Genomic DNA, 18749 nt, shown 5'->3' with positions numbered 1-18749 from the left:
TGCCGCTGAATTCAGCGGCATTTTTTATCGATTTTCGACAAATTTTATTTACCCAGCGCTTCTTTATAATGTACGCGACACACCGACACGTATCTGTCGTTACCACCAATCACGACTTGATCACCATCAGCAATGGCATTGCCCTCAGCGTCGGTGCGGATCACCATGTTCGCTTTGCGGCCACAGTGACAAATGGTCTTCAGTTCTACCAGTTTGTCTGCCCATGCCAGCAGGTATTTTGCCCCTTCAAACAGCTCACCACGGAAGTCGGTACGTAGACCATAACAAAGCACAGGAATACGCAGTTTATCGACCACTTCGGTGATTTGATAAACCTGCTTTTCGGTCAGGAACTGACATTCATCAATCAGAAGGCAATCAACCTTATTGTTGGCATTGATATCGCAAACAGCCGCGTAGATATCGTCTTTCGGAGAGTAGAGTTGGGCCTCGGCCTGAAGACCAATTCGAGAACTGACTTTACCCACACCATAACGGTCATCGATTGCAGCGGTAAAAATCAGCGGGTTCATGCCGCGTTCCTGATAGTTAAACGAAGACTGCAAAAGCGTGGTGGATTTACCTGCGTTCATCGCAGAGTAATAGAAGTACAGCTGGGCCATGGAATTCTCCCGAAATTAAGACTGACGAATGCTACCGAAAAATGGGGAACGGTAAAAGCGGCGCAAAGCGCGTTACAAGAAAAAAGCCCCCGAAATCGGAGGCTCAGAGAGTAGTCTACGCCAGCTTACCCGGTCGACGTGACATCCAGCCAAATAGCGCACACACCAGGACGAATACGCACATACCTGCCAGCAGGGAAATACTCAGTGAATCCGTGAAACCCAGCACCAAATAAGACACAGCTGCAATCAGTGCACCGGCCAAAGCATAAGGTAACTGAGTCGCAACGTGGTCGATGTGGCCACAGCGAGCACCTGTTGAAGACAGAATGGTGGTATCTGAAATCGGAGAACAGTGGTCACCAAATACCGCACCCGCCAGAACCGCGGACAGCATAGGCAGCATCAGCGCAATATCTGTTGCACCAGCAAGGTCTCCCGCGATTGGCAGCATGATACCGAACGTGCCCCAAGACGTGCCGGTGGAGAAAGCCATCGCCGCTGACAAAAGGAACAGCAGCACTGGGAGTAATTGAACTGGGAGATTGCCCTGAATCAGGGTCGACAGGAATTTGCCGGTCGCCATGTCACCAATCACACTGCCGATAGACCATGCAAAGAACAGGATCAGGATGGCACCAAACATAGACTTCGCACCAATCCATGTGGTTCGGGCGATATCGGAAACCGCCAAGCCTTGTTTCGCCACAGTGATCAGCGCTGATAGCAAGCCCATCGCACCACCATAAAGCAGTGACATGCCTACATCTGTGTTCTCAAATGCACCCAGCACAGAGAATGATTTACCGTCGGCTTCCAGCGCCTGTGAACCGGAGTAAACCATCCATGACATGGTCGCCACGATAAGGACGATAATCGGCACAACCAAATCAGATACTCGGCCTTTTTCGCTTTCTTCAATGCCAAGTTCGTCATCGATTGGCTCATGGCCACTATCTTCATCACCCAGACGACTGCCGGTTGATGCTTGGTATTCAAAGCGACGCATCGGACCCACATCCATTTGGAACCAAGCCACAGCAAAGACCAATAGCAGTGCGAAAATGGCGTAGAAGTTCATTGGGATCATGTGCGCGAATGCGCTTAGCGGGCTGTAATCAGTAACCCCATGACTGACCAGAATGCCGCCAATCACAGTAATGATGTAAGCACCCCAGCTTGATGCCGGCATAATCACACACATTGGTGCTGCAGTTGAGTCGAGGATATAAGCCAGTTTCGCACGGGAGACGTGGAAACGGTCCGTTACCGGACGACTGATGGCACCGACAGCCAGGCTGTTGAAGTAATCATCAACAAAGATAAATACGCCCAGAAATGCTGCCAGCAGTTTCGCGCCGCGTTTACTTTTCACGCGGCTCTGTGCCCATTCTGCAAATGCACGTGTACCACCAGAAAGCGTCAATAATGCAGTAATTGCCCCCAGCAACAGAAGGAAAACCACAATGCTCATATTCCATGAGTTAACGCCGCCATCTGAAATAAACAGTCCCTTAATCAGGTTGGCGAGATAAGAAGCAGTGCTGGGAATTGAAAAGTCATTGAGCAAAAAAGCGCCGGAAAAAATACCCAAGCCTAGTGACAATAAGACACGACGGGTCACGATCGCGAGTCCCAGCGCCAGCACAGCGGGGAGCAAAGAAAGAGAAGAAGAAGAAAAATCGACTAAATTCATGATCTCTATATCAACCTATTCGGTTGGAGATCTACTGCAGAAATGGAAAACCAGACTGAACGAAGACAACGGTTATACACATCGTTAAATCCTACAGTAGCGCTCCATAGTTAAATCCCAATACTATGGCAGTGTTGTGCCTATTCGGTCACAACCCCAGCAGAGTCTCTTGATAAGCGACATTCTGCTTCGGCGCTATCTCCTTTCATTTGTCCTCATCGGCATCACCCCAAGACAAACTACTTATAAACCGCGCACCTCTACGTGTATCAACTCAAACAACTTTACACGATTGACGGTCTTTGCACCGATATACACATACAAAGTAAGCCCGTTTGAGCATAAAGCCAGCGTATTTTATGTGACATTGGTCTGTTTGCAATACAAAGATAAAAATTTTTACACATCTAACTCAAGATGGTTACAAACCAACCACATTTCACAGTTCCATTATTCTCTTCGCACATAAACTCACACAAGTATGACGTATTTATTGTACAGCCTACCGAAAAAGAAGGGATTTTCTATCAAATCAATGGGAGGGTTAATATTAGATTTGCACTTTAATTAAAATAGATATCTAATAAGCACGAAGTTTATTTTATAAATATTGCAAAGAATTATTTATTCTTGCTACTCTTAGTGAAGCAATAAATTATTACATAACGAGAGAATAGGACTGGCATAATGTCTGATGCACTAAAAGTATTGTTAAACCTGCGCAGCCTTCGTGCCGTTGCGCGTGAACTTACACTGGAACAACTACAAGAAGCTCTGGAAAAACTGCAAGCAGTAGTTAGCGAGCGTGAAGAAGCCGAAGCAGAAGCACGTGAAGCTGAAAAAGAGCGCGTTGAGAAGCTTGAGAAATACCGTGAAATGCTGATTAAAGACGGTATTGATCCAGAAGAACTTCTGGCAACACTTGGTGGCACCAAACCTAAATCCAAGCGTGCTGCGCGCCCAGCGAAATACAAATACACTGACGTAGACGGTTCAGAAAAAACTTGGACTGGTCAGGGTCGTACACCGAAAGTAATCAAAGATGCAATTGATGCTGGCGGTAAAGTAGAAGACTTCCTCATCTAATCGGGCGACGTCTAATACCAAGATAGAAAAGTATCATCATGAAAAAGGAGCAAATTGCTCCTTTTTTTATGCCTGTTGGCAAATCCGTGCGTATCTTAGATCGAAGTACGAATGCCACATACAAAAAAGCACGCTAAATGCGTACCTTTCTAATTAGTACTCTTATCAGCCAAATTTAATACGATCTGCCAAGTGGCTTACTGCCAGCGCAAAGTAGTGAGAGCGATTCCACTTCATTAAGCTTTGATAATTGCCATAGACCAGATAGCTGCGGCCATATTCATCATCAGGCTGAATTAACCAGGCTTTTATTTCCACACCTGGCAGTGAAGCATTATTCATACGTCGTACGCCAAGTGCTTGCCACTCCGCCAAAGTTTTTGCTTTATCCTGACTTAAACCTGACAAATCTCTATCGAGATTTTTAGGAGTGATAACTTGACGTCCCCAAGTATATTCATCATCCCATCCCGCATTTTTTAAATAGTTTGCGGACGAGGCAAACACATCTGGCTTCGAATTCCAGATATCTTTCTTACCGTCGTTATTACCATCGGCTGCGAAAGAGATAAAAGAACTCGGCATAAATTGGCACTGACCCATGGCGCCAGCCCATGAGCCTTTCATCTTATCAATGTCTATGTGCCCTTCCTGCAATATCGTTAATGCAGAGAAAACTTCACCTCGAAAAAACGCTTCTCGTCTACCGTCATAGGCCATGGTTGATAGCGCTTCAATAACGTTAAAGTTACCGGTGAATTTGCCAAAGTTACTTTCAACGCCCCACAAGGCAACTAAAAATCGGGGTTGTACGCCGTATATTTCACCAATGCGCTTTAGGTCATCATAATGCTCGTCGTACAACTTGCGAGCCTGAGAGACTTTCCAATCCGGAACTGCGCGCGGAATATACTCATCCAGAGTTAAACGTTTCTCGGGCTGATTTCTATCTGCTTTAACCGCACGTTCGCGATAAGTCAGATTACTAAACGCCCTTTCGATAAGTGCAGCATCATAACCCTTTTCTGCACTCTCTTTTTTCAGACCCTCAACGTAGCTGTCAAAACTCTGCTTTTCAGCTAGTGCTGATGCAGACAAAGATAACGCAGCCCCAATGAGGATCGAGATTAATCCCTTACGCATAGCGCTCCTTTATAACTTGGTGTTTTTTTGTCGAATATGCTGCAGCGCCGCATCCGGTGCAGGTGGCAACTGCAGGTAAAATCCATCGTTTTTAAGGTTTTCACGTACTTTATTGATATCAGCAATCGCCAGCTTGTCACGTTTATCTAAGTTGACCATCATTACGAACTGCGGGTTCCCGAAATTTTGTAACAATTGTTCGGGCACGTCTGAAAAATCATCCTTACGGCTTACGTAAAGATAGGTCGATTCCTTTTTCGTGCTCTTATAAATTGCGCAATACACCTTGTACCTCTCACTATTCATGTCAGTTTGCAGCAAACGTTTTTTGCGCTGTTCCCAATTTAGAGAAATGGCTTAGAAAATCGCAATGAAATCGGCGATTAAAGCAGCACAGTCAGCGTTGGCGCTTGCCGCAAAGATGCCATGAATATACCATGCAGAACACTGTCTGATAATGCACGAAACCCGCTTTCTTCCCCCTGAAAATGGCACACAAATTAAATTTGTCCGCCATCGGAAAAATTGGGTGACGAAATTTCACGTTAGTGTTGTCAAATCCAACAATACCGTGCCAGCTGGATAACTACCCGAATGACCAAAAATGCTGAACTCAAAGGCAGTTCATTTACACTTTCTGTGCTCCATTTAATGGATGATGATTTGGATGGCGCAATGCAAGTGCTGTCTGACAAAGTGAGACAGGCTCCGGCCTTTTTTGATGGCGCGCCTGTTGTCGTTGATATCTCCAGGCTTCACTCGCAACCCGATTTTTTCCAGCTAAAAGCCACCATCGAAAAGACTGGCATGCTGGTTGTTGGAGTCACAGGTTGCAAGCAAAATCAGGTGCGTGAAGCCGCAAAACTCGCTGGATTGGCGGTAATGAACCCCGCCAAACAAGCAGTACGCGTTAACGACCCTATTCAAACACCAACAAAAGTCATCACAACACCGATTCGCTCCGGCCAGCAGGTTTACGCCAAGAATGCTGATTTGGTCGTGCTGAACCATGTCAGTGCCGGTGCGGAAATTATTGCTGATGGCAGTATTCATATTTATGGCGTGCTCCGTGGCCGTGCCATTGCTGGCGCAAGCGGACAAAAAGAAGCCCACATTTTTTGCCAGAACCTGCAATCCGAACTGCTTTCCATTGCGGGCACATACTGGCTCAGCGAAACCATACCGGAGCAGTACGCTGCCCGTCCGGTGAAAGTCTCGCTGAAAGACGACTCATTAAACATTGAACACCTCACACTCTAACTTTCCAAAGGATTGAGGAATGACTCGAATTATCGTAATAACTTCTGGCAAAGGCGGCGTGGGTAAAACCACCTCAAGCGCTGCCATTGCTACCGGCCTTGCGCTGTCGGGAAAGAAAACGGCTGTTATCGACTTTGATATTGGTCTTCGTAACCTTGATCTCATCATGGGCTGCGAACGTCGCGTGGTTTATGACTTTGTTAACGTCATCAACGGCGAAGCTAACCTTCACCAAGCATTGATCAAAGATAAGCGCGTAGAAAACCTGTTTGTACTTCCCGCTTCCCAAACCCGAGATAAAGACGCCCTGACCAAAGAAGGCGTGGCCCGCGTGTTGGAAGATATGAAGGCGATGGACTTCGACTTCATTATCTGTGACTCTCCAGCAGGTATCGAAGCTGGCGCACTGATGGCGCTCTACTTTGCCGATGAAGCCATCGTCACAACCAACCCTGAAGTGTCATCTGTTCGCGACTCAGACCGTATTCTGGGCATCCTGGATTCTAAATCTCGCCGCGCTGAGAACGGCGAAGAACCAGTAAAAACTCACCTACTGCTGACCCGCTACAACCCAGCGCGCGTTGCACGTGGTGAGATGCTGAGCGTCGCAGACGTCGAAGAAATTCTGCGCATACCGCTACTGAGTGTGATTCCAGAAAGCCCTTCTGTGTTGCACGCGTCGAATAAAGGTGAACCTGTGATTCTGGATCAAGAGTCTGATGCAGGGCTGGCATACAGCGACGCCATTACCCGTTTGCTGGGTGACGAATGTCCTTTCCGCTTCCTGGAGGAAGAGAAGAAAGGCTTTTTGAAGCGACTGTTCGGAGGATAACCAATGGCATTGCTGGAGTTTTTCCGTCCAAAGAAGAAGACGTCCGCATCGCTTGCTAAAGAGCGTCTGCAGATCATCGTTGCAGAACGGCGCAGCGCAGGGAGTGCTGAGCCAACGTACCTACCCCAGCTGAAGCAAGACATCCTTGAGGTTATCCGTAAGTATGTGGATATCTCTCCTGAACAGGTTTCTGTTGCACTTGAGCAACGTGATGACGATTTGTCTGTTCTCGAGCTCAACGTCACCCTGCCAGAAGACAAGTAACCTTCATAGTTACTGATCTTCTCGGGATGAATAAATGAAAAAACCGGCGATTTCGCCGGTTTTTCTTATTTTTGCGTTCTGACTATTTATCCAAAACTGCCAACACTTTTTCTTCCAGATATGGCTTGCGCCAACCCGAGAGAATATCTGGTGCTTTTTCTGGATTCCGGTCATTCATCCACGCCCATTTAAGCACCTGGTGAATTTGCTTTTTCGACCCGATGAATTCAGGCACCATGCCCAGCTCCTCGGCAACTGCGTTGGTTTGTTCTTTGATGTTTTTCACTGCCTGTTTGTAGCCCGGCATATCGACAAGACGCTGAATCTCTTCAGGATAATGAGCAACAGGCGTTTTGTCTGTCTCCTGCGCCATTCGAATCAGACGGCTGCCATGGCGTTCAATCTCAAATCGGTCGAAGCCTTCATCTACCATCTTGTCCAATGAACGAATGTTAAAACGCGCCATTTTCCATAGGTGTAACTCTTTCACCACGAAGTTCAACGCCAAGTCCCGGCGCTGCGCTTCTCTTAGTCGCCAGCTCGCGAGCTTTTGCAGCACGGCCAGTTGTTTCGGGCGCAGTTGCCACGCATTTTTGATATCGAGGTAGGCTTTTTCGGGATCCGGGGTTTTACCGCGTTTGCTTACCATCAGCGCACATTCTTGCTTCACCGCCTCTTCCCAGCCTTTTTCAGTGACGCGTCTCGCAAGCAGATTATAGAGTGGTAAAAGGTAGTAAACATCGGCAGCAGCGTACTCGAGCTGTTTTTCACTCAACGGGCGAGCACACCAATCCGTTCTGGCCTCACCTTTGTCCAATGTCACCTCAAGATATTCTTCAACCAGTGTTGCAAAGCCCGTCGACAGACCATGACCCAAGAATGCTGCCATTATTTGGGTATCCACCATTGGCGTAGGCATCACACCCGCATGATGATGAAAGACCTCCAGGTCTTCGCTGCATGCGTGTAACACTTTTACCACCGACTCGTCCGTCAGTAACGCCCAAAGCGGCGACATGTCTTCCAGCTCAATCGGGTCAATCAAGGACAGCGTTTCGCCATCATAAAGCTGGATAAGACCAAGGCGCGGATAGAGTGTGCGGGTACGAACGAATTCGGTATCCAGCATCACTGCTGGTACTTGGCGTGCTCTCTCACACACACGTTCGAGTTGGGATAGCTCAGTTACAATGTCAAAATTCACGCTGTCATCCACATTTAGGTTCTGGGCTCGCTCTTTGAGCCCAGAAAACAAACATGCTGGCCTGAGCCAGCATGTTTTCAAAGGCATAGGTAGTTTAGTTACTACCTATTGTACGCGCTTAAGCGAGTCGACGCATGTCCGATTATGCTTCTGCGCTTTTGGTGTCCTGCTCTTCACGAAGAGCACGGCGCAAAATCTTACCGACGTTGGTTTTCGGCAGATCTTCGCGGAATTCGATCACCTTAGGCACTTTGTAACCCGTCAGGTGTTCACGACAATGCGCAAGAAGCTCATCTTTCGTCAGGCTTGGATCGCGTTTCACCACACAGATCTTCACGATCTCACCAGACGTTTCATGTGGCTGGCCGATTGCCGCAACTTCCAATACTTTACCGTGCAACGCGACAACATCTTCGATTTCATTTGGATAAACGTTGAAGCCAGACACCAGAATCATGTCTTTCTTACGGTCAACAATGTGCAGGAAACCGTCGTCATCGAATTTGACGATATCGCCTGTTGAGAGCCAACCGTCTTCGGTGATCACTTCTTTGGTCGCTTCTGGACGCTGCCAGTAACCCTGCATCACCTGAGGACCTTTCACCTGCAACTCACCGATCTGATCGTTTGCAAGTACGTTACCTTCCTCATCAACGATGCGGACATCAGTTGATGGCACTGGAAGGCCGATTGAGCCATTGTACTCTTTCAGATCATACGGGTACGCCGCGACCAGCGGCGAACACTCGGTCAGGCCGTAACCTTCCAGCAAGTGTTTGCCCGTCAGCTTCATCCAGCTTTCAGCCACGGCACGTTGTACCGCCATACCACCGCCGACTGTTAGGCTGAGATTACTGAAATCCAACTCATGGAAGTCTTCATTGTTAAGCAGTGCATTGAACAGAGTGTTTACGCCAGTGATTGCCGTAAACGGATGCTGTTTCAGCTCTTTCACAAACGCGGGAATATCGCGTGGGTTGGTGATCAACAGGTTCTGACCACCCATTTCGATAAACAGCAAGCCATTCACGGTCAGAGCAAACACATGGTAAAGCGGCAGCGCAGTGACCACTAACTCACGGCCTTCTTTCAAGATAGGCGCATACATGGCTTTCGCCTGGTTCAGGTTCGCCAGCATGTTGTTGTGGGTCAGGACCGCCCCTTTTGCAACCCCCGTCGTTCCACCTGTGTACTGGAGGAAAGCAATGTCATCACCCGTCATAAATGGCTTCACGTACTGCATTCGACGGCCTCGTTTCAATGCAAGGCGCATAGAAGTCGCGTGTGGCAGATCGTATTTCGGCACCATCTTCTTGATGTATTTCACAACGAAGTTAACGATGGTTCCCTTTGCACGTGGCAGTTGGTCGCCAAGGCTGGTCAGAATAACGTGACGCACACTGGTGTTATCGACGATTTTTTCCAGCGTATGTGCGAAGTTCGACACGATAACAATCGCGGTCGCACCCGAGTCATTAAGCTGGTGTTCGAGTTCACGTGGAGTGTAAAGCGGGTTAACGTTAACCACCACACAGCCAGCACGCAGAATACCAAACAGCGCAATTGGGTATTGCAACAGGTTTGGCATCATAACAGCCACGCGGTCGCCTTTTTTCAGGCCAAGATCATTTTGCAGGTAGGCAGCGAAAGCACGGCTACGCTCTTCCAGTTTGCGGAAGGTCATCACCTGCCCCATATTGATGAAGGCAGTCTGATCAGCATATTTCTGGACAGACTTCTCGAACATTTCTACCAGTGAAGGGTACATGTCCGAAGAAATTTCCGCTGGTACATCTGATGGGTAGCGGTTAAGCCAAACCTTATCCACTTGATCTCTCCTATTTTTTTACCGCGAACAGAAAAAGTCCGCGACAGACGCAATAAATTCAAACGAGTGTTTTAACTCGCAATTAGACCAGAAGTAACATTCAATTAACATCGCTAAGCGCTGTGAGATGTAGCTTGGTCACAAAATCAATGATCAGAGACGCTGTTTTCGCCTGACTCTGAAGGTGGCAGTGATGTGTACCTTCCACCATTTCTACGGTCAGGTTCTTGAACCACGCCTTACGTTTTTCAGCCATGGGGCTACGAAGCTCTGGATAACCGTCTTCGCCGATAATTGCCATTACTGGACATTCAATGCCACGGACCAAATGTTCAGCATGATGTGTCGACATCCGGTAAATCGATTCCGTCTTCAACTTGGCATCATGACGCCAGCGCCAGATATCGCCTACTTGCTCAATACCGCGCGTAACCAACGGTGTCAGATCTTCAATGCTGACTTTGTTGATACCCCGGCGAAGTTTCAGCGCCGCATCCAGCGAAGGTAAGTCACGAGGCAACTTCATATTCTCGCGGCTTTCAACGCCGTGTTTCAGCCTTTCGACGACTTTATCTTCGCGCTCAGACATTGGGCCAAGCGCTTCTATCATCACCAACCCTTTCGCCCTTTCAGCGAAGGCAGCACTCCAGCAAGACGCCACTAATGCACCCAACGAATGCCCGACCAGATAGATCGGCCTGTCGCCCAACTGGAGGATCAGTTGGTGGAGGTCGTCCACATAATCAAAGAAGGGATAGAAGCTGTCGGCACCTTTATGGTCGGAATAACCGTGCCCGGGCCAATCTGGCATGACCAAATCAAAGTGCTCGCTGAGCTGCGGGGCGAGTGGCGCAAAGCTTCCGCTATTATCTTGCCACCCATGCAACATCAGAAGAGTCGGCGTGTTTCGCTCGGTCAGATAAACCTGCGCGGCGAGATCGCCAAATCTCACTGCATATTTTTGTTCTTGTAATGTCATATTGGACCGTTTGAGAGCGCGCGAAGCCTACCACAGAGAGTGTAGACTAAGTGGTACGAGGAGTTACTTAAACGAAGACATCTACGCCGAACATGGCGATAAGTTCTTCACGACGGGCCTGGTTTTTTACATCCATATAGGACGCCAGCGCATGGCGGCTACGCCCATCGGGTAAATCATAATGAATGTTTTGAAAGGCATCTTCCGCCATTTCAGGGTTTCGAATACCACGGGATACCGCTTTTGCCACCACGGAAGGCTCTGAGACATCACGGGCCTCCTCCTTCTTCTGCGCGGGTTTGCGTCCAGCTTTTCCTGGACGCTGTATCTGCTGTGGTAATCCCTGTATTGAAACCATGAAAGACCTTATCGGTTAGCTTTAGATAAAACTATTCGCGACCTGGTAATTTCTTCCATGCCACAGTATCACGAAGGTATACCGGGCTGGCATGTTCTGCATCCACTGCCTCTCCACGCGCAAACGCATGATGAGCAAGGATTAACATATCCTGCGATTCAGGATACAACACACCGCTGTCGCTTACCGATAAGTGTAGCTGGCCTTGCAAATCAGGGTAAGCTTGCCAGCCTGTTCCTGCTACAAACCACTCACCTTTTGCCAATTCTGGCTTGAGCATTTCAGGAGGCAGTACTGCTTCTTCAACGACCGTTTCCCAATCGCCGTTTTCAAGGCGCACATAGCCACCTGCATAGATTTCGTTCATGCGTGCATCGATGGTGGACAGCACATGGGTTGCCTGCTGTTTACGATGAGCTTGCTCCGCCATTGCAGCCAGCGTGGACACACCGACCATTGGCAGATCTGCACCAAATGCCAAACCCTGAGCGATACCAATACCAATACGCACACCGGTAAAACTGCCAGGACCACGCCCAAACGCCAGCGCATCCAGCTGGTTCAGCTTTAAGCCCGCTTCAGCCAGTACACTATCGACCATAGGCAGGATTTTCGTGGTGTGTTCACGCGGTGCCATTTCACAACGCGCGATAATGTCGTTCCCCACCTTCAGGGCGACGGAGCAGTTTTCAGTGGCCGTATCGACGGCAAGGATCTTAGAAGCCATTTATACCTCTGACGCTGCAGACGATTCTGCAGACTGGTTGTTCGTATCTATTTCAGCGAGAAATTCGCTGACTTTTGCCAGATCACGCGTTCGCGGGATTGGCGGTAAGCTGCGCAGGAAGGTTTCACCATAATTTCTGCTCACCAAGCGGTTATCACAGATAATAAGCGCACCATGATCGTTTCTATCACGGATGAGTCGACCAACTCCCTGCTTGAGGGTGATCACTGCATCAGGGATTTGAACCTGGGAAAACGGGTCGCCGCCCTGAAGGCGACAATCTTCAATCCGTGCTTTTAGCAGCGGATCGTCCGGCGCAGTAAAAGGCAATTTGTCGATAATAACACAGCTCAGCGCCTGCCCTCTAACGTCTATCCCTTCCCAGAAGGCACCTGTGGCAACCAAAAGCGCATTACCCAACTCTAAAAATTCAGCGAGCAGTTTTTGTTTCGACATTTCCCCTTGCACTAACACAGGCAAGTCTGACAATTCGCGGAAACGCTCAGACAAATCACGCACCATTTGATGTGAGGTACAAAGGAAGAAACAGCGTCCGTTGTTTTGCTCAATCACTGGCTTAAGCATGTCCACCAGCTTGTCAGCCAAGCCATAGCTGTTTGGCTCTGGCAAAAAGCGCGGAACACAGAGAATCGCCTGAGATTCGTAATCGAATGGACTAGGCAGGGTAAACTGCTCTGTGGGCTCTAAACCCAAGCGGTTGCTGAAGTGACTGAAGTCATCGTTCACCGCGAGCGTTGCAGAGGTAAATATCCACGCCCCTTCCTGCTGCTGAATTTGCTCGCGGAATTTTTCAGCCACGGACAATGGTGTGATGTTCAGGCTGAAATGATGGCGGCTACATTCGTACCAATAGGAATAGCCAGGGATAGAGGTATCTTTTACCCGCTCAAGTCTGGCTTTAAATAAAGTAGCGCGATCGAAGGCGGCATCCAACAACTGGCTTCGACCCAATGACAGCTTCATCACGTCATGGGCAAGCTCTAGTGCGTCGGTCAAACGCACCAGCTCCCTTGCTACCGCCGGAGAAGTGCTTATTTCACGCCAGTTACCACGAAAGCCCGGCTCGCCCAGTACAATGCGCAAATCCGATGCCGATTGAGAAAGGCGATCAGCGACTTTCTCAAGCTGTTTGGTATCGCGAAGTTCAGTGCGATACGCAATGTTGATGTCTTTGGCGAGTTCCTGAAGCTGACGACTGGAAAGACTCTGGCCGAAATACTGGCTGGCGATATCGGGGATCTGGTGCGCTTCATCGAAGATAAACACTTCCGCTTCCGGAATCAGTTCACCAAACCCTGTTTCTTTGATCGCCAAATCGGCTAGGAAAAGGTGGTGATTCACGACCACCAAGTCTGCATCCATGGCGCGTTTGCGGGCCTTCACCACAAAACAGTCTTCATAGCTTGGGCATTCCTTGCCCAGACAGTTGTCATTCGTCGAGGTAATTGTGGGGATGATTGGGCTGTCTTCCGCCAAATCATCGCACTCGCCCAGATCACCGGTTTTGGTTTCTGAAGACCAGCTGCGTACTTTCACTAACTGGCTAAGCAGTGTCGGATCAGCGTGACCGTCGTGACTCTCGATCATCTGGCGACTCAAGCGTTCTGGGCAAAGGTAGTTTGCTCGCCCTTTCAGCAAGGCAACACGACCTGAGAAGCCGAGGGTGTCGACCATCAATGGTAGATCACGGTGAAACAGCTGTTCCTGAAGATTTTTCGAACCTGTACTGACAATGGTTTTCTTTCCACTAAGCAGTGCAGGCACCAGATACGCATATGTTTTACCGGTACCCGTCCCTGCCTCGACTACGAGTTGAGTTTGGTTTTTGATTGAACGCTCAACTGACAACGCCATATCGGTCTGCGGCTGGCGTGGCTGGAAACCTTTTATCGCTCGAGCCAACGCACCTGTGGTGGAGAAAACCTTCGAAATCATTGGTCATTTATACAGTATTTGAAAGGATTGCATTATGCCAACAATCCCCCCTTATCGCCAGACATGCAGAACCTCACCGTCAAGTCTTTGACCTTGAGGCCAATTCAGAGTAAAACGTGATGAATAGCAAATTAAAATTCATCACGAGTAATACGTTTCTATGGAAAGAAAAATCCTGCTGACGGACTGCCCTGACGCGCAAGGCCTCATCGCCAAGATCACCAACATCTGTTACAAACACCAACTCAACATCATCCATAACAATGAGTACGTTGACCACAGTACCGGTCAATTCTTCATGCGTACTGAGCTGGAAGGGATTTTCAATGATGAAACCTTCCTGATGGATATCGATCAGGCGCTCCCGGCAGGCAGCCACCGCAATCTCGTTGACACCAGTCGCCGTAAACGTGTGGTGATCATGGTGACCAAAGAGTCACATTGTCTGGGTGACATCCTGATGAAAGCCTATGACGGTTCTTTGGATGTGGATATTGCCGCCGTAATTGGTAACCACGATAAGCTGGCAGCATTAACGGAAAAATTCGATATTCCGTTCCACTTTGTGAGCCATGAAGGCTTGGAACGTGAAGAGCATGAAAACCAAATCATCGACATCATCGAAGGGTATGAACCGAACCATATTGTTCTGGCAAAATTTATGCGTGTGCTGACACCAAACTTCGTTGCACGTTTCCCTCGTAAAATCATCAACATTCACCACAGCTTCCTGCCAGCATTCATCGGCGCACGCCCTTATCATCAGGCATGGGAACGAGGCGTAAAAATCATTGGTGCAACGGCACATTTCGTGACCAACGATTTAGATGAAGGTCCAATCATCGACCAGAACGTGAAACATGTTGACCACACCTTCAGTGCAGAAGACATGGTGAAAGCGGGTCGTGACGTAGAGAAAACCGTGCTGAGTAATGCTCTGAGCCAAGTGATCGAAGACAAAGTCTTCGTTTATGGCAATAAGACCGTCATTCTGTAAGCAGGAAATCGACCAAAGAAAAAGGAGCCTCAGGCTCCTTTTTCACTTTCTATCACTTGCTCCAGAGTCACGGGGTGGAGCTTGACGCAAATGCCCTTGAACTTGAATGCCACAGTCGGGTTGGCAATACGCTCGCCCTCGCCTGCGGGAGAGCTCAGTTTCACCTTCACACCCAGTGATGCCAGTTGATCCCACTTTGCTGCAAGCGCTGGGAACAAGCCAAACACATCCTCGAGCAGTGCTTCCGGTGTTGTCGCCTTTGAGGGTACCACCCATTCGGCGTGTTCCCATCCTTCCACCGGATAAAGCTTGTCACCCGGATACGGCAACTCGACACATTGCGTTTGCCATTGACCGAAAGACAGCGGATCGTTGGCTTTGATCACCACAATAGGACGGCCATTGATGTTATTCACGGAAAGTTCTTCACCCGAAGAGAGCCAGGATTGGTGAAGTTCCTCAGCCGCTTTTCTGTCGTTGATGCGCAAAGCGATGTGGTCGGCACGATAGGCGCTAAGATCCAACTCCAACACTTCTAACAGCGCATCCAAGCGAGCAGAAAAATCGGGGAGTGTGGCGTAGAGGGAATCGACGGTTAATGCTGGCATGGTCATCTCGTTACCTTCAAAGATGACAGGAATTTACCACAGCGTTGATATCACTGGAACGCACACGCTTTTACTTGTTATGAAATCCACCTATTTCGCAGGATTCAGCTTTTAAACTGCGCCTGTTTGTGGGTATTATTACGCCTACATACGCGCATCACACTTTGATGCCCAAGTTTCAGTGCTAAAGCCGTCAACCATGCCCTGTTTGCCTCAAATTGCAGTGGGTATTGTTGACGGATTTTTTGCTTTAACCCGGCTGTATTTTGCCGGGTGTCAGAATTAAGGTAAGCAAGTGAATATTCAAGCCCTTCTTAACGACAAAGTCGCTGCAGCCATGGTTGCTGCAGGTGCACCTGAAGGCAGCCCAGCGGCTGTCCGTCAATCAGCGAAACCACAGTTTGGTGACTACCAGGCAAACGGCATCATGGGTGTTGCCAAAAAGCTGGGTTGTAACCCACGCGAATTCGCGCAGAAAGTGCTGGATGTTCTGGATCTGGATGGCATGGCGGAAAAAACCGAAATCGCTGGCCCTGGGTTTATCAATATTTTCTTAAGCACTGAGTGGCTTGCAGCCAAAGCAGACGAAGCGCTGGCGAGTGACCGTCTGGGCGTGGCAGAAGCTGAAAAACAAAACATTGTGGTTGACTACTCAGCACCAAACGTAGCGAAAGAAATGCACGTTGGTCACTTGCGTTCAACCATCATTGGTGACGCGGTTGTGCGCACTCTGGAGTTCATGGGTCACAACGTTATCCGCGCTAACCACCTTGGCGACTGGGGTACCCAGTTCGGCATGCTGATCGCAAACCTTGAGCGTCATGAAGCGCAAGGCGGCGACATTTCGATGGATCTTAGCGACATCGAAGGCTTCTACCGTGAATCGAAGAAGCTTTACGACGAAGACGAAGAGTTTGCAAAGACTGCACGTAACTACGTGGTTCGCCTGCAAAGTGGAGACGAGTACTGCAAAGAAAAATGGCAGCAACTGGTAAAAATCACTCTGGAACAAAACCAGCGTAACTACGACCGTTTGAACGTATCCCTGACCGATAAAGACGTGATGGGTGAAAGCATGTACAACGGCATGCTGGCTGGCATTGTTGAAGACCTTAAAGCACAAGGCCTGGCAGTCGAAGATGACGGCGCCATGGTTGTATTCCTGGACGAGTACAAGAACAAAGATGGCGAGCCTATGGGTGTGATCATCCAGAAGCGTGATGGCGGCTTCCTGTACACCACTACGGATATCGCATGCGCGAAATACCGCTACGAAACCTTCAACGCAGATCGCGTGCTGTACTTCATCGACTCACGTCAGCACCAGCACCTGATGCAGGCGTGGACTATCGTTCGTAAAGCCGGTTATGTACCTGAAAGCATGAGCCTTGAGCACCATGCATTCGGCATGATGCTGGGTAAAGACGGTAAGCCATTCAAGACCCGTGCAGGCGGTACCGTTCGTCTGGCTGACCTGCTGGACGAAGCAGAAGTGCGTGCGAAGAAGCTAATTGAAGAGAAAAACCCTGAACTGTCAGTGGAAGAAAAAGACAACATTGCGAACACAGTAGCAATGGCAGCCGTAAAATACGCTGACTTGTCTAAGCACCGCACTACTGACTATGTGTTTGACTGGGACAACATGCTGGCATTTGAAGGCAATACTGCGCCTTACATGCAATACGCTTACACCCGCGTGGCCTCTATCTTCAACAAAGCTGGCATTGATGCGAACAGCATCGAAGGCCAAATCATTGTGTCTGAAGAGAGAGAGAAAGCACTGGTTTCTAAACTTCTGCAATTTGAAGAAGCAGTTGATGGTGTCGCCCGCGAAGGTCAGCCACACATCATGTGCAGCTACCTGTTTGATCTGGCTGGCACCTTCTCAAGTTTCTACGAAGCGTGCCCAATTCTGAATGCAGAAGGCGAAACTAAACAAAGCAGAATGAAACTAGCTGCATTGACATCACGCACTATAAAACAAGGTCTTGATCTACTGGGTATTAACACGTTAGAACGTATGTAATCAGATAAAATAAGATTGAGATCACAATTCTCAAAGACCCTGTGCTTATGTACGGGGTTTTTTACACCTAGTGTTAATTTATCGCACATAATCCTGTATCAATAGTGGATAAAGTGTTCGATAAGGAGACACTAATGAGTGATTACGCCTTTTTTGAAGCAACCAGTATTTTCAAGCGCGCCGTACCTTTAATGGTAAAATATAAGGTACCGACAACACCTCACTATTTCTCGCTTTGGTATACCTATTGTGCAGGTACTAACCCTCAGTTAAATCAAGCAGTTGATAATAAAGTCAGCCTTTTTGGGGCCTGCTCAATTAAACACTGCGATGAAATTATCGATACGTATCTCATGGATGATGCCAAACGCGAAGTGAACAATTTCCGTCAAAAGCTCCAAAACCTGACTGCTGATCTTGGCGAATCCATGGAACACACGGTATCAGATACCGAAGAGTTCAGAGACATCCTAAGCAGTTCTGTAGATAAATTAAAAAACGTAAAAGGTGATATCGCCCAAAACGGGGAAAGCAAGCAAGTGTTGCATGAACTTCTCAAAGGTTCCCAGCATCTACTGAGTGCTACGTCCCAATACCAGTTACAAGTTACCTCGCAAAAAACTGAAATTGACGCACTAAAAAAACAACTCCAGGAATATCAGAAACAAGCTTCGCATGATGCTTTGACAGGCTGCTTAAACCGTCGTGAGTTCGAAAAGCAGCTTGATGAACACGTCGATCAAAACAATGTATTCAGCGTGATGATGGTCGACATTGATCACTTCAAATCGTTTAATGATGAGTTTGGTCATCAAATGGGTGACAAGGTTCTCCAGATTGTCGCAGCGAAACTCAAACAGGTAGTCGATACTTCGGGCGCAATATTTAGGTATGGAGGTGAAGAGTTCGTGGTAATCCTACCAAGCCTTCCTTTGAAGTCGACCTTTGTTGTCGCTGAGAAAATGCGTTTGACACTCGAAAGGTTGTCGGTCACAGACAAGCGTTCTGGACAGAAAATCAATTCGATTACTGCATCATTTGGTATCGCGGAAAGAGCAGATGATGAATGTGGACTGGCGTTAGTAGCCAGGGCAGACGAGGCCCTGTACAACGCTAAACATAAGGGCCGCAACTGTGTCATGCCGCAGGTTCGTTAAGCGAA

At 48.4% G+C, this 18749-nt stretch carries 18 protein-coding genes and 1 riboswitch; of the genes, 7 read left to right on the top strand and 11 right to left on the bottom strand.

The window, feature by feature from the left end:
* Positions 1-44 precede the first annotated feature (44 nt).
* Both K6Q96_RS05115 and K6Q96_RS05110 read right to left on the bottom strand, forming a co-directional pair.
* Positions 45-623: a thymidine kinase gene (locus tag K6Q96_RS05115; RefSeq protein WP_046305754.1), complete on the bottom strand. Its 579-nt coding sequence runs from the start codon at positions 621-623 to the stop codon at positions 45-47.
* Between the two features lie 115 nt (positions 624-738).
* Positions 739-2319 (bottom strand): Na+/H+ antiporter NhaC family protein, encoded by a 1581-nt coding sequence (locus K6Q96_RS05110; RefSeq protein ID WP_251878351.1) that lies wholly within the window; start codon positions 2317-2319, stop codon positions 739-741.
* 89 nt (positions 2320-2408) lie between these two features.
* A riboswitch (Lysine riboswitch) is annotated at positions 2409-2590 on the bottom strand.
* Between the two features lie 416 nt (positions 2591-3006).
* On the opposite strand from K6Q96_RS05110, the gene K6Q96_RS05105 reads away from it, so the two are divergent.
* A complete protein-coding gene (locus K6Q96_RS05105) occupies positions 3007-3405 on the top strand; it encodes an H-NS family histone-like protein (protein ID WP_062662650.1) in 399 nt (132 codons plus the stop codon).
* Between the two features lie 165 nt (positions 3406-3570).
* Here K6Q96_RS05105 and K6Q96_RS05100 read toward each other — a convergent pair whose 3' ends face one another.
* Complete coding sequence (locus K6Q96_RS05100; protein WP_251878350.1) at positions 3571-4548, bottom strand: lytic murein transglycosylase; 978 nt, start codon at positions 4546-4548, stop codon at positions 3571-3573.
* A 9-nt stretch (positions 4549-4557) separates the two neighbouring features.
* Complete coding sequence (locus tag K6Q96_RS05095; RefSeq protein WP_251878348.1) at positions 4558-4833, bottom strand: YcgL domain-containing protein; 276 nt, start codon at positions 4831-4833, stop codon at positions 4558-4560.
* A 309-nt stretch (positions 4834-5142) separates the two neighbouring features.
* Between K6Q96_RS05095 and minC the strand changes: the two genes are divergently transcribed.
* Genes minC through minE form a run of 3 tightly spaced genes read left to right on the top strand, consistent with a single transcriptional unit; the run spans position 5143 to position 6904 of the window.
* Positions 5143-5808 carry a septum site-determining protein MinC gene (gene minC / locus K6Q96_RS05090; RefSeq protein ID WP_251878346.1) on the top strand — a complete coding sequence of 222 codons (666 nt, stop codon included), beginning with the start codon at positions 5143-5145 and terminating at the stop codon, positions 5806-5808.
* Between the two features lie 19 nt (positions 5809-5827).
* Positions 5828-6640, top strand: coding sequence for a septum site-determining protein MinD (gene minD / locus K6Q96_RS05085; protein ID WP_062662655.1), 813 nt, complete (start codon positions 5828-5830; stop codon positions 6638-6640).
* A 3-nt stretch (positions 6641-6643) separates the two neighbouring features.
* Positions 6644-6904, top strand: a complete 261-nt coding sequence (gene minE / locus K6Q96_RS05080) for a cell division topological specificity factor MinE (RefSeq protein WP_002539539.1) — start codon at positions 6644-6646, stop codon at positions 6902-6904.
* An 82-nt stretch (positions 6905-6986) separates the two neighbouring features.
* Here the strand turns inward: minE and rnd are convergent, their stop codons facing one another.
* The 6 genes from rnd to yoaA form a co-directional block, all read right to left on the bottom strand.
* Positions 6987-8108: a ribonuclease D gene (gene rnd / locus K6Q96_RS05075; RefSeq protein WP_251878344.1), complete on the bottom strand. Its 1122-nt coding sequence runs from the start codon at positions 8106-8108 to the stop codon at positions 6987-6989.
* A 142-nt stretch (positions 8109-8250) separates the two neighbouring features.
* Positions 8251-9936: a long-chain-fatty-acid--CoA ligase FadD gene (gene fadD, locus K6Q96_RS05070; protein WP_251878342.1), complete on the bottom strand. Its 1686-nt coding sequence runs from the start codon at positions 9934-9936 to the stop codon at positions 8251-8253.
* Between the two features lie 100 nt (positions 9937-10036).
* Positions 10037-10915: an alpha/beta fold hydrolase gene (locus K6Q96_RS05065; protein ID WP_251878340.1), complete on the bottom strand. Its 879-nt coding sequence runs from the start codon at positions 10913-10915 to the stop codon at positions 10037-10039.
* A 67-nt stretch (positions 10916-10982) separates the two neighbouring features.
* Positions 10983-11273: a hypothetical protein gene (locus tag K6Q96_RS05060; RefSeq protein ID WP_002539544.1), complete on the bottom strand. Its 291-nt coding sequence runs from the start codon at positions 11271-11273 to the stop codon at positions 10983-10985.
* Between the two features lie 31 nt (positions 11274-11304).
* A complete protein-coding gene (tsaB, locus tag K6Q96_RS05055) occupies positions 11305-12000 on the bottom strand; it encodes a tRNA (adenosine(37)-N6)-threonylcarbamoyltransferase complex dimerization subunit type 1 TsaB (protein WP_251878338.1) in 696 nt (231 codons plus the stop codon).
* Positions 12001-13956 carry a DNA repair helicase YoaA gene (yoaA, locus tag K6Q96_RS05050; RefSeq protein ID WP_046305744.1) on the bottom strand — a complete coding sequence of 652 codons (1956 nt, stop codon included), beginning with the start codon at positions 13954-13956 and terminating at the stop codon, positions 12001-12003.
* A 160-nt stretch (positions 13957-14116) separates the two neighbouring features.
* Here yoaA and purU point away from each other — a divergent pair, with 160 nt between their 5' ends.
* Positions 14117-14953, top strand: a complete 837-nt coding sequence (purU, locus tag K6Q96_RS05045; RefSeq protein ID WP_251878336.1) for a formyltetrahydrofolate deformylase — start codon at positions 14117-14119, stop codon at positions 14951-14953.
* Between the two features lie 29 nt (positions 14954-14982).
* Here purU and K6Q96_RS05040 read toward each other — a convergent pair whose 3' ends face one another.
* A complete protein-coding gene (locus tag K6Q96_RS05040; RefSeq protein WP_251878334.1) occupies positions 14983-15561 on the bottom strand; it encodes a VOC family protein in 579 nt (192 codons plus the stop codon).
* Between the two features lie 295 nt (positions 15562-15856).
* Between K6Q96_RS05040 and argS the strand changes: the two genes are divergently transcribed.
* The gene (gene argS / locus K6Q96_RS05035) at positions 15857-17587 is read left to right on the top strand and encodes an arginine--tRNA ligase (RefSeq protein WP_251878332.1); all 1731 of its coding nucleotides are present in this window, start codon (positions 15857-15859) and stop codon (positions 17585-17587) included.
* 134 nt (positions 17588-17721) lie between these two features.
* Positions 17722-18744: a GGDEF domain-containing protein gene (locus K6Q96_RS05030; protein WP_251878331.1), complete on the top strand. Its 1023-nt coding sequence runs from the start codon at positions 17722-17724 to the stop codon at positions 18742-18744.
* Positions 18745-18749 lie beyond the last annotated feature (5 nt).

The organism is Grimontia kaedaensis, from assembly GCF_023746615.1.
GTDB classification, from domain to species: domain Bacteria; phylum Pseudomonadota; class Gammaproteobacteria; order Enterobacterales; family Vibrionaceae; genus Enterovibrio; species Enterovibrio kaedaensis.
This window is presented reverse-complemented; position numbering and strand designations above follow the sequence as displayed.

Excerpts from the sequence above, each read along its gene's own strand:
- minE (WP_002539539.1), top strand. The coding sequence starts at position 6,644 with ATGGCATTGCTGGAGTTTTTCCGTCCAAAGAAGAAGACGTCCGCATCG.
- purU (WP_251878336.1), top strand. The coding sequence starts at position 14,117 with ATGGAAAGAAAAATCCTGCTGACGGACTGCCCTGACGCGCAAGGCCTC.
- K6Q96_RS05030 (WP_251878331.1), top strand. The coding sequence starts at position 17,722 with ATGAGTGATTACGCCTTTTTTGAAGCAACCAGTATTTTCAAGCGCGCC.
- minC (WP_251878346.1), top strand. The coding sequence starts at position 5,143 with ATGACCAAAAATGCTGAACTCAAAGGCAGTTCATTTACACTTTCTGTG.
- minD (WP_062662655.1), top strand. The coding sequence starts at position 5,828 with ATGACTCGAATTATCGTAATAACTTCTGGCAAAGGCGGCGTGGGTAAA.
- K6Q96_RS05115 (WP_046305754.1), bottom strand. The coding sequence starts at position 623 with ATGGCCCAGCTGTACTTCTATTACTCTGCGATGAACGCAGGTAAATCC.
- K6Q96_RS05100 (WP_251878350.1), bottom strand. The coding sequence starts at position 4,548 with ATGCGTAAGGGATTAATCTCGATCCTCATTGGGGCTGCGTTATCTTTG.
- K6Q96_RS05110 (WP_251878351.1), bottom strand. The coding sequence starts at position 2,319 with ATGAATTTAGTCGATTTTTCTTCTTCTTCTCTTTCTTTGCTCCCCGCT.
- K6Q96_RS05060 (WP_002539544.1), bottom strand. The coding sequence starts at position 11,273 with ATGGTTTCAATACAGGGATTACCACAGCAGATACAGCGTCCAGGAAAA.
- K6Q96_RS05040 (WP_251878334.1), bottom strand. The coding sequence starts at position 15,561 with ATGCCAGCATTAACCGTCGATTCCCTCTACGCCACACTCCCCGATTTT.
- K6Q96_RS05065 (WP_251878340.1), bottom strand. The coding sequence starts at position 10,915 with ATGACATTACAAGAACAAAAATATGCAGTGAGATTTGGCGATCTCGCC.
- yoaA (WP_046305744.1), bottom strand. The coding sequence starts at position 13,956 with ATGATTTCGAAGGTTTTCTCCACCACAGGTGCGTTGGCTCGAGCGATA.
- tsaB (WP_251878338.1), bottom strand. The coding sequence starts at position 12,000 with ATGGCTTCTAAGATCCTTGCCGTCGATACGGCCACTGAAAACTGCTCC.
- K6Q96_RS05105 (WP_062662650.1), top strand. The coding sequence starts at position 3,007 with ATGTCTGATGCACTAAAAGTATTGTTAAACCTGCGCAGCCTTCGTGCC.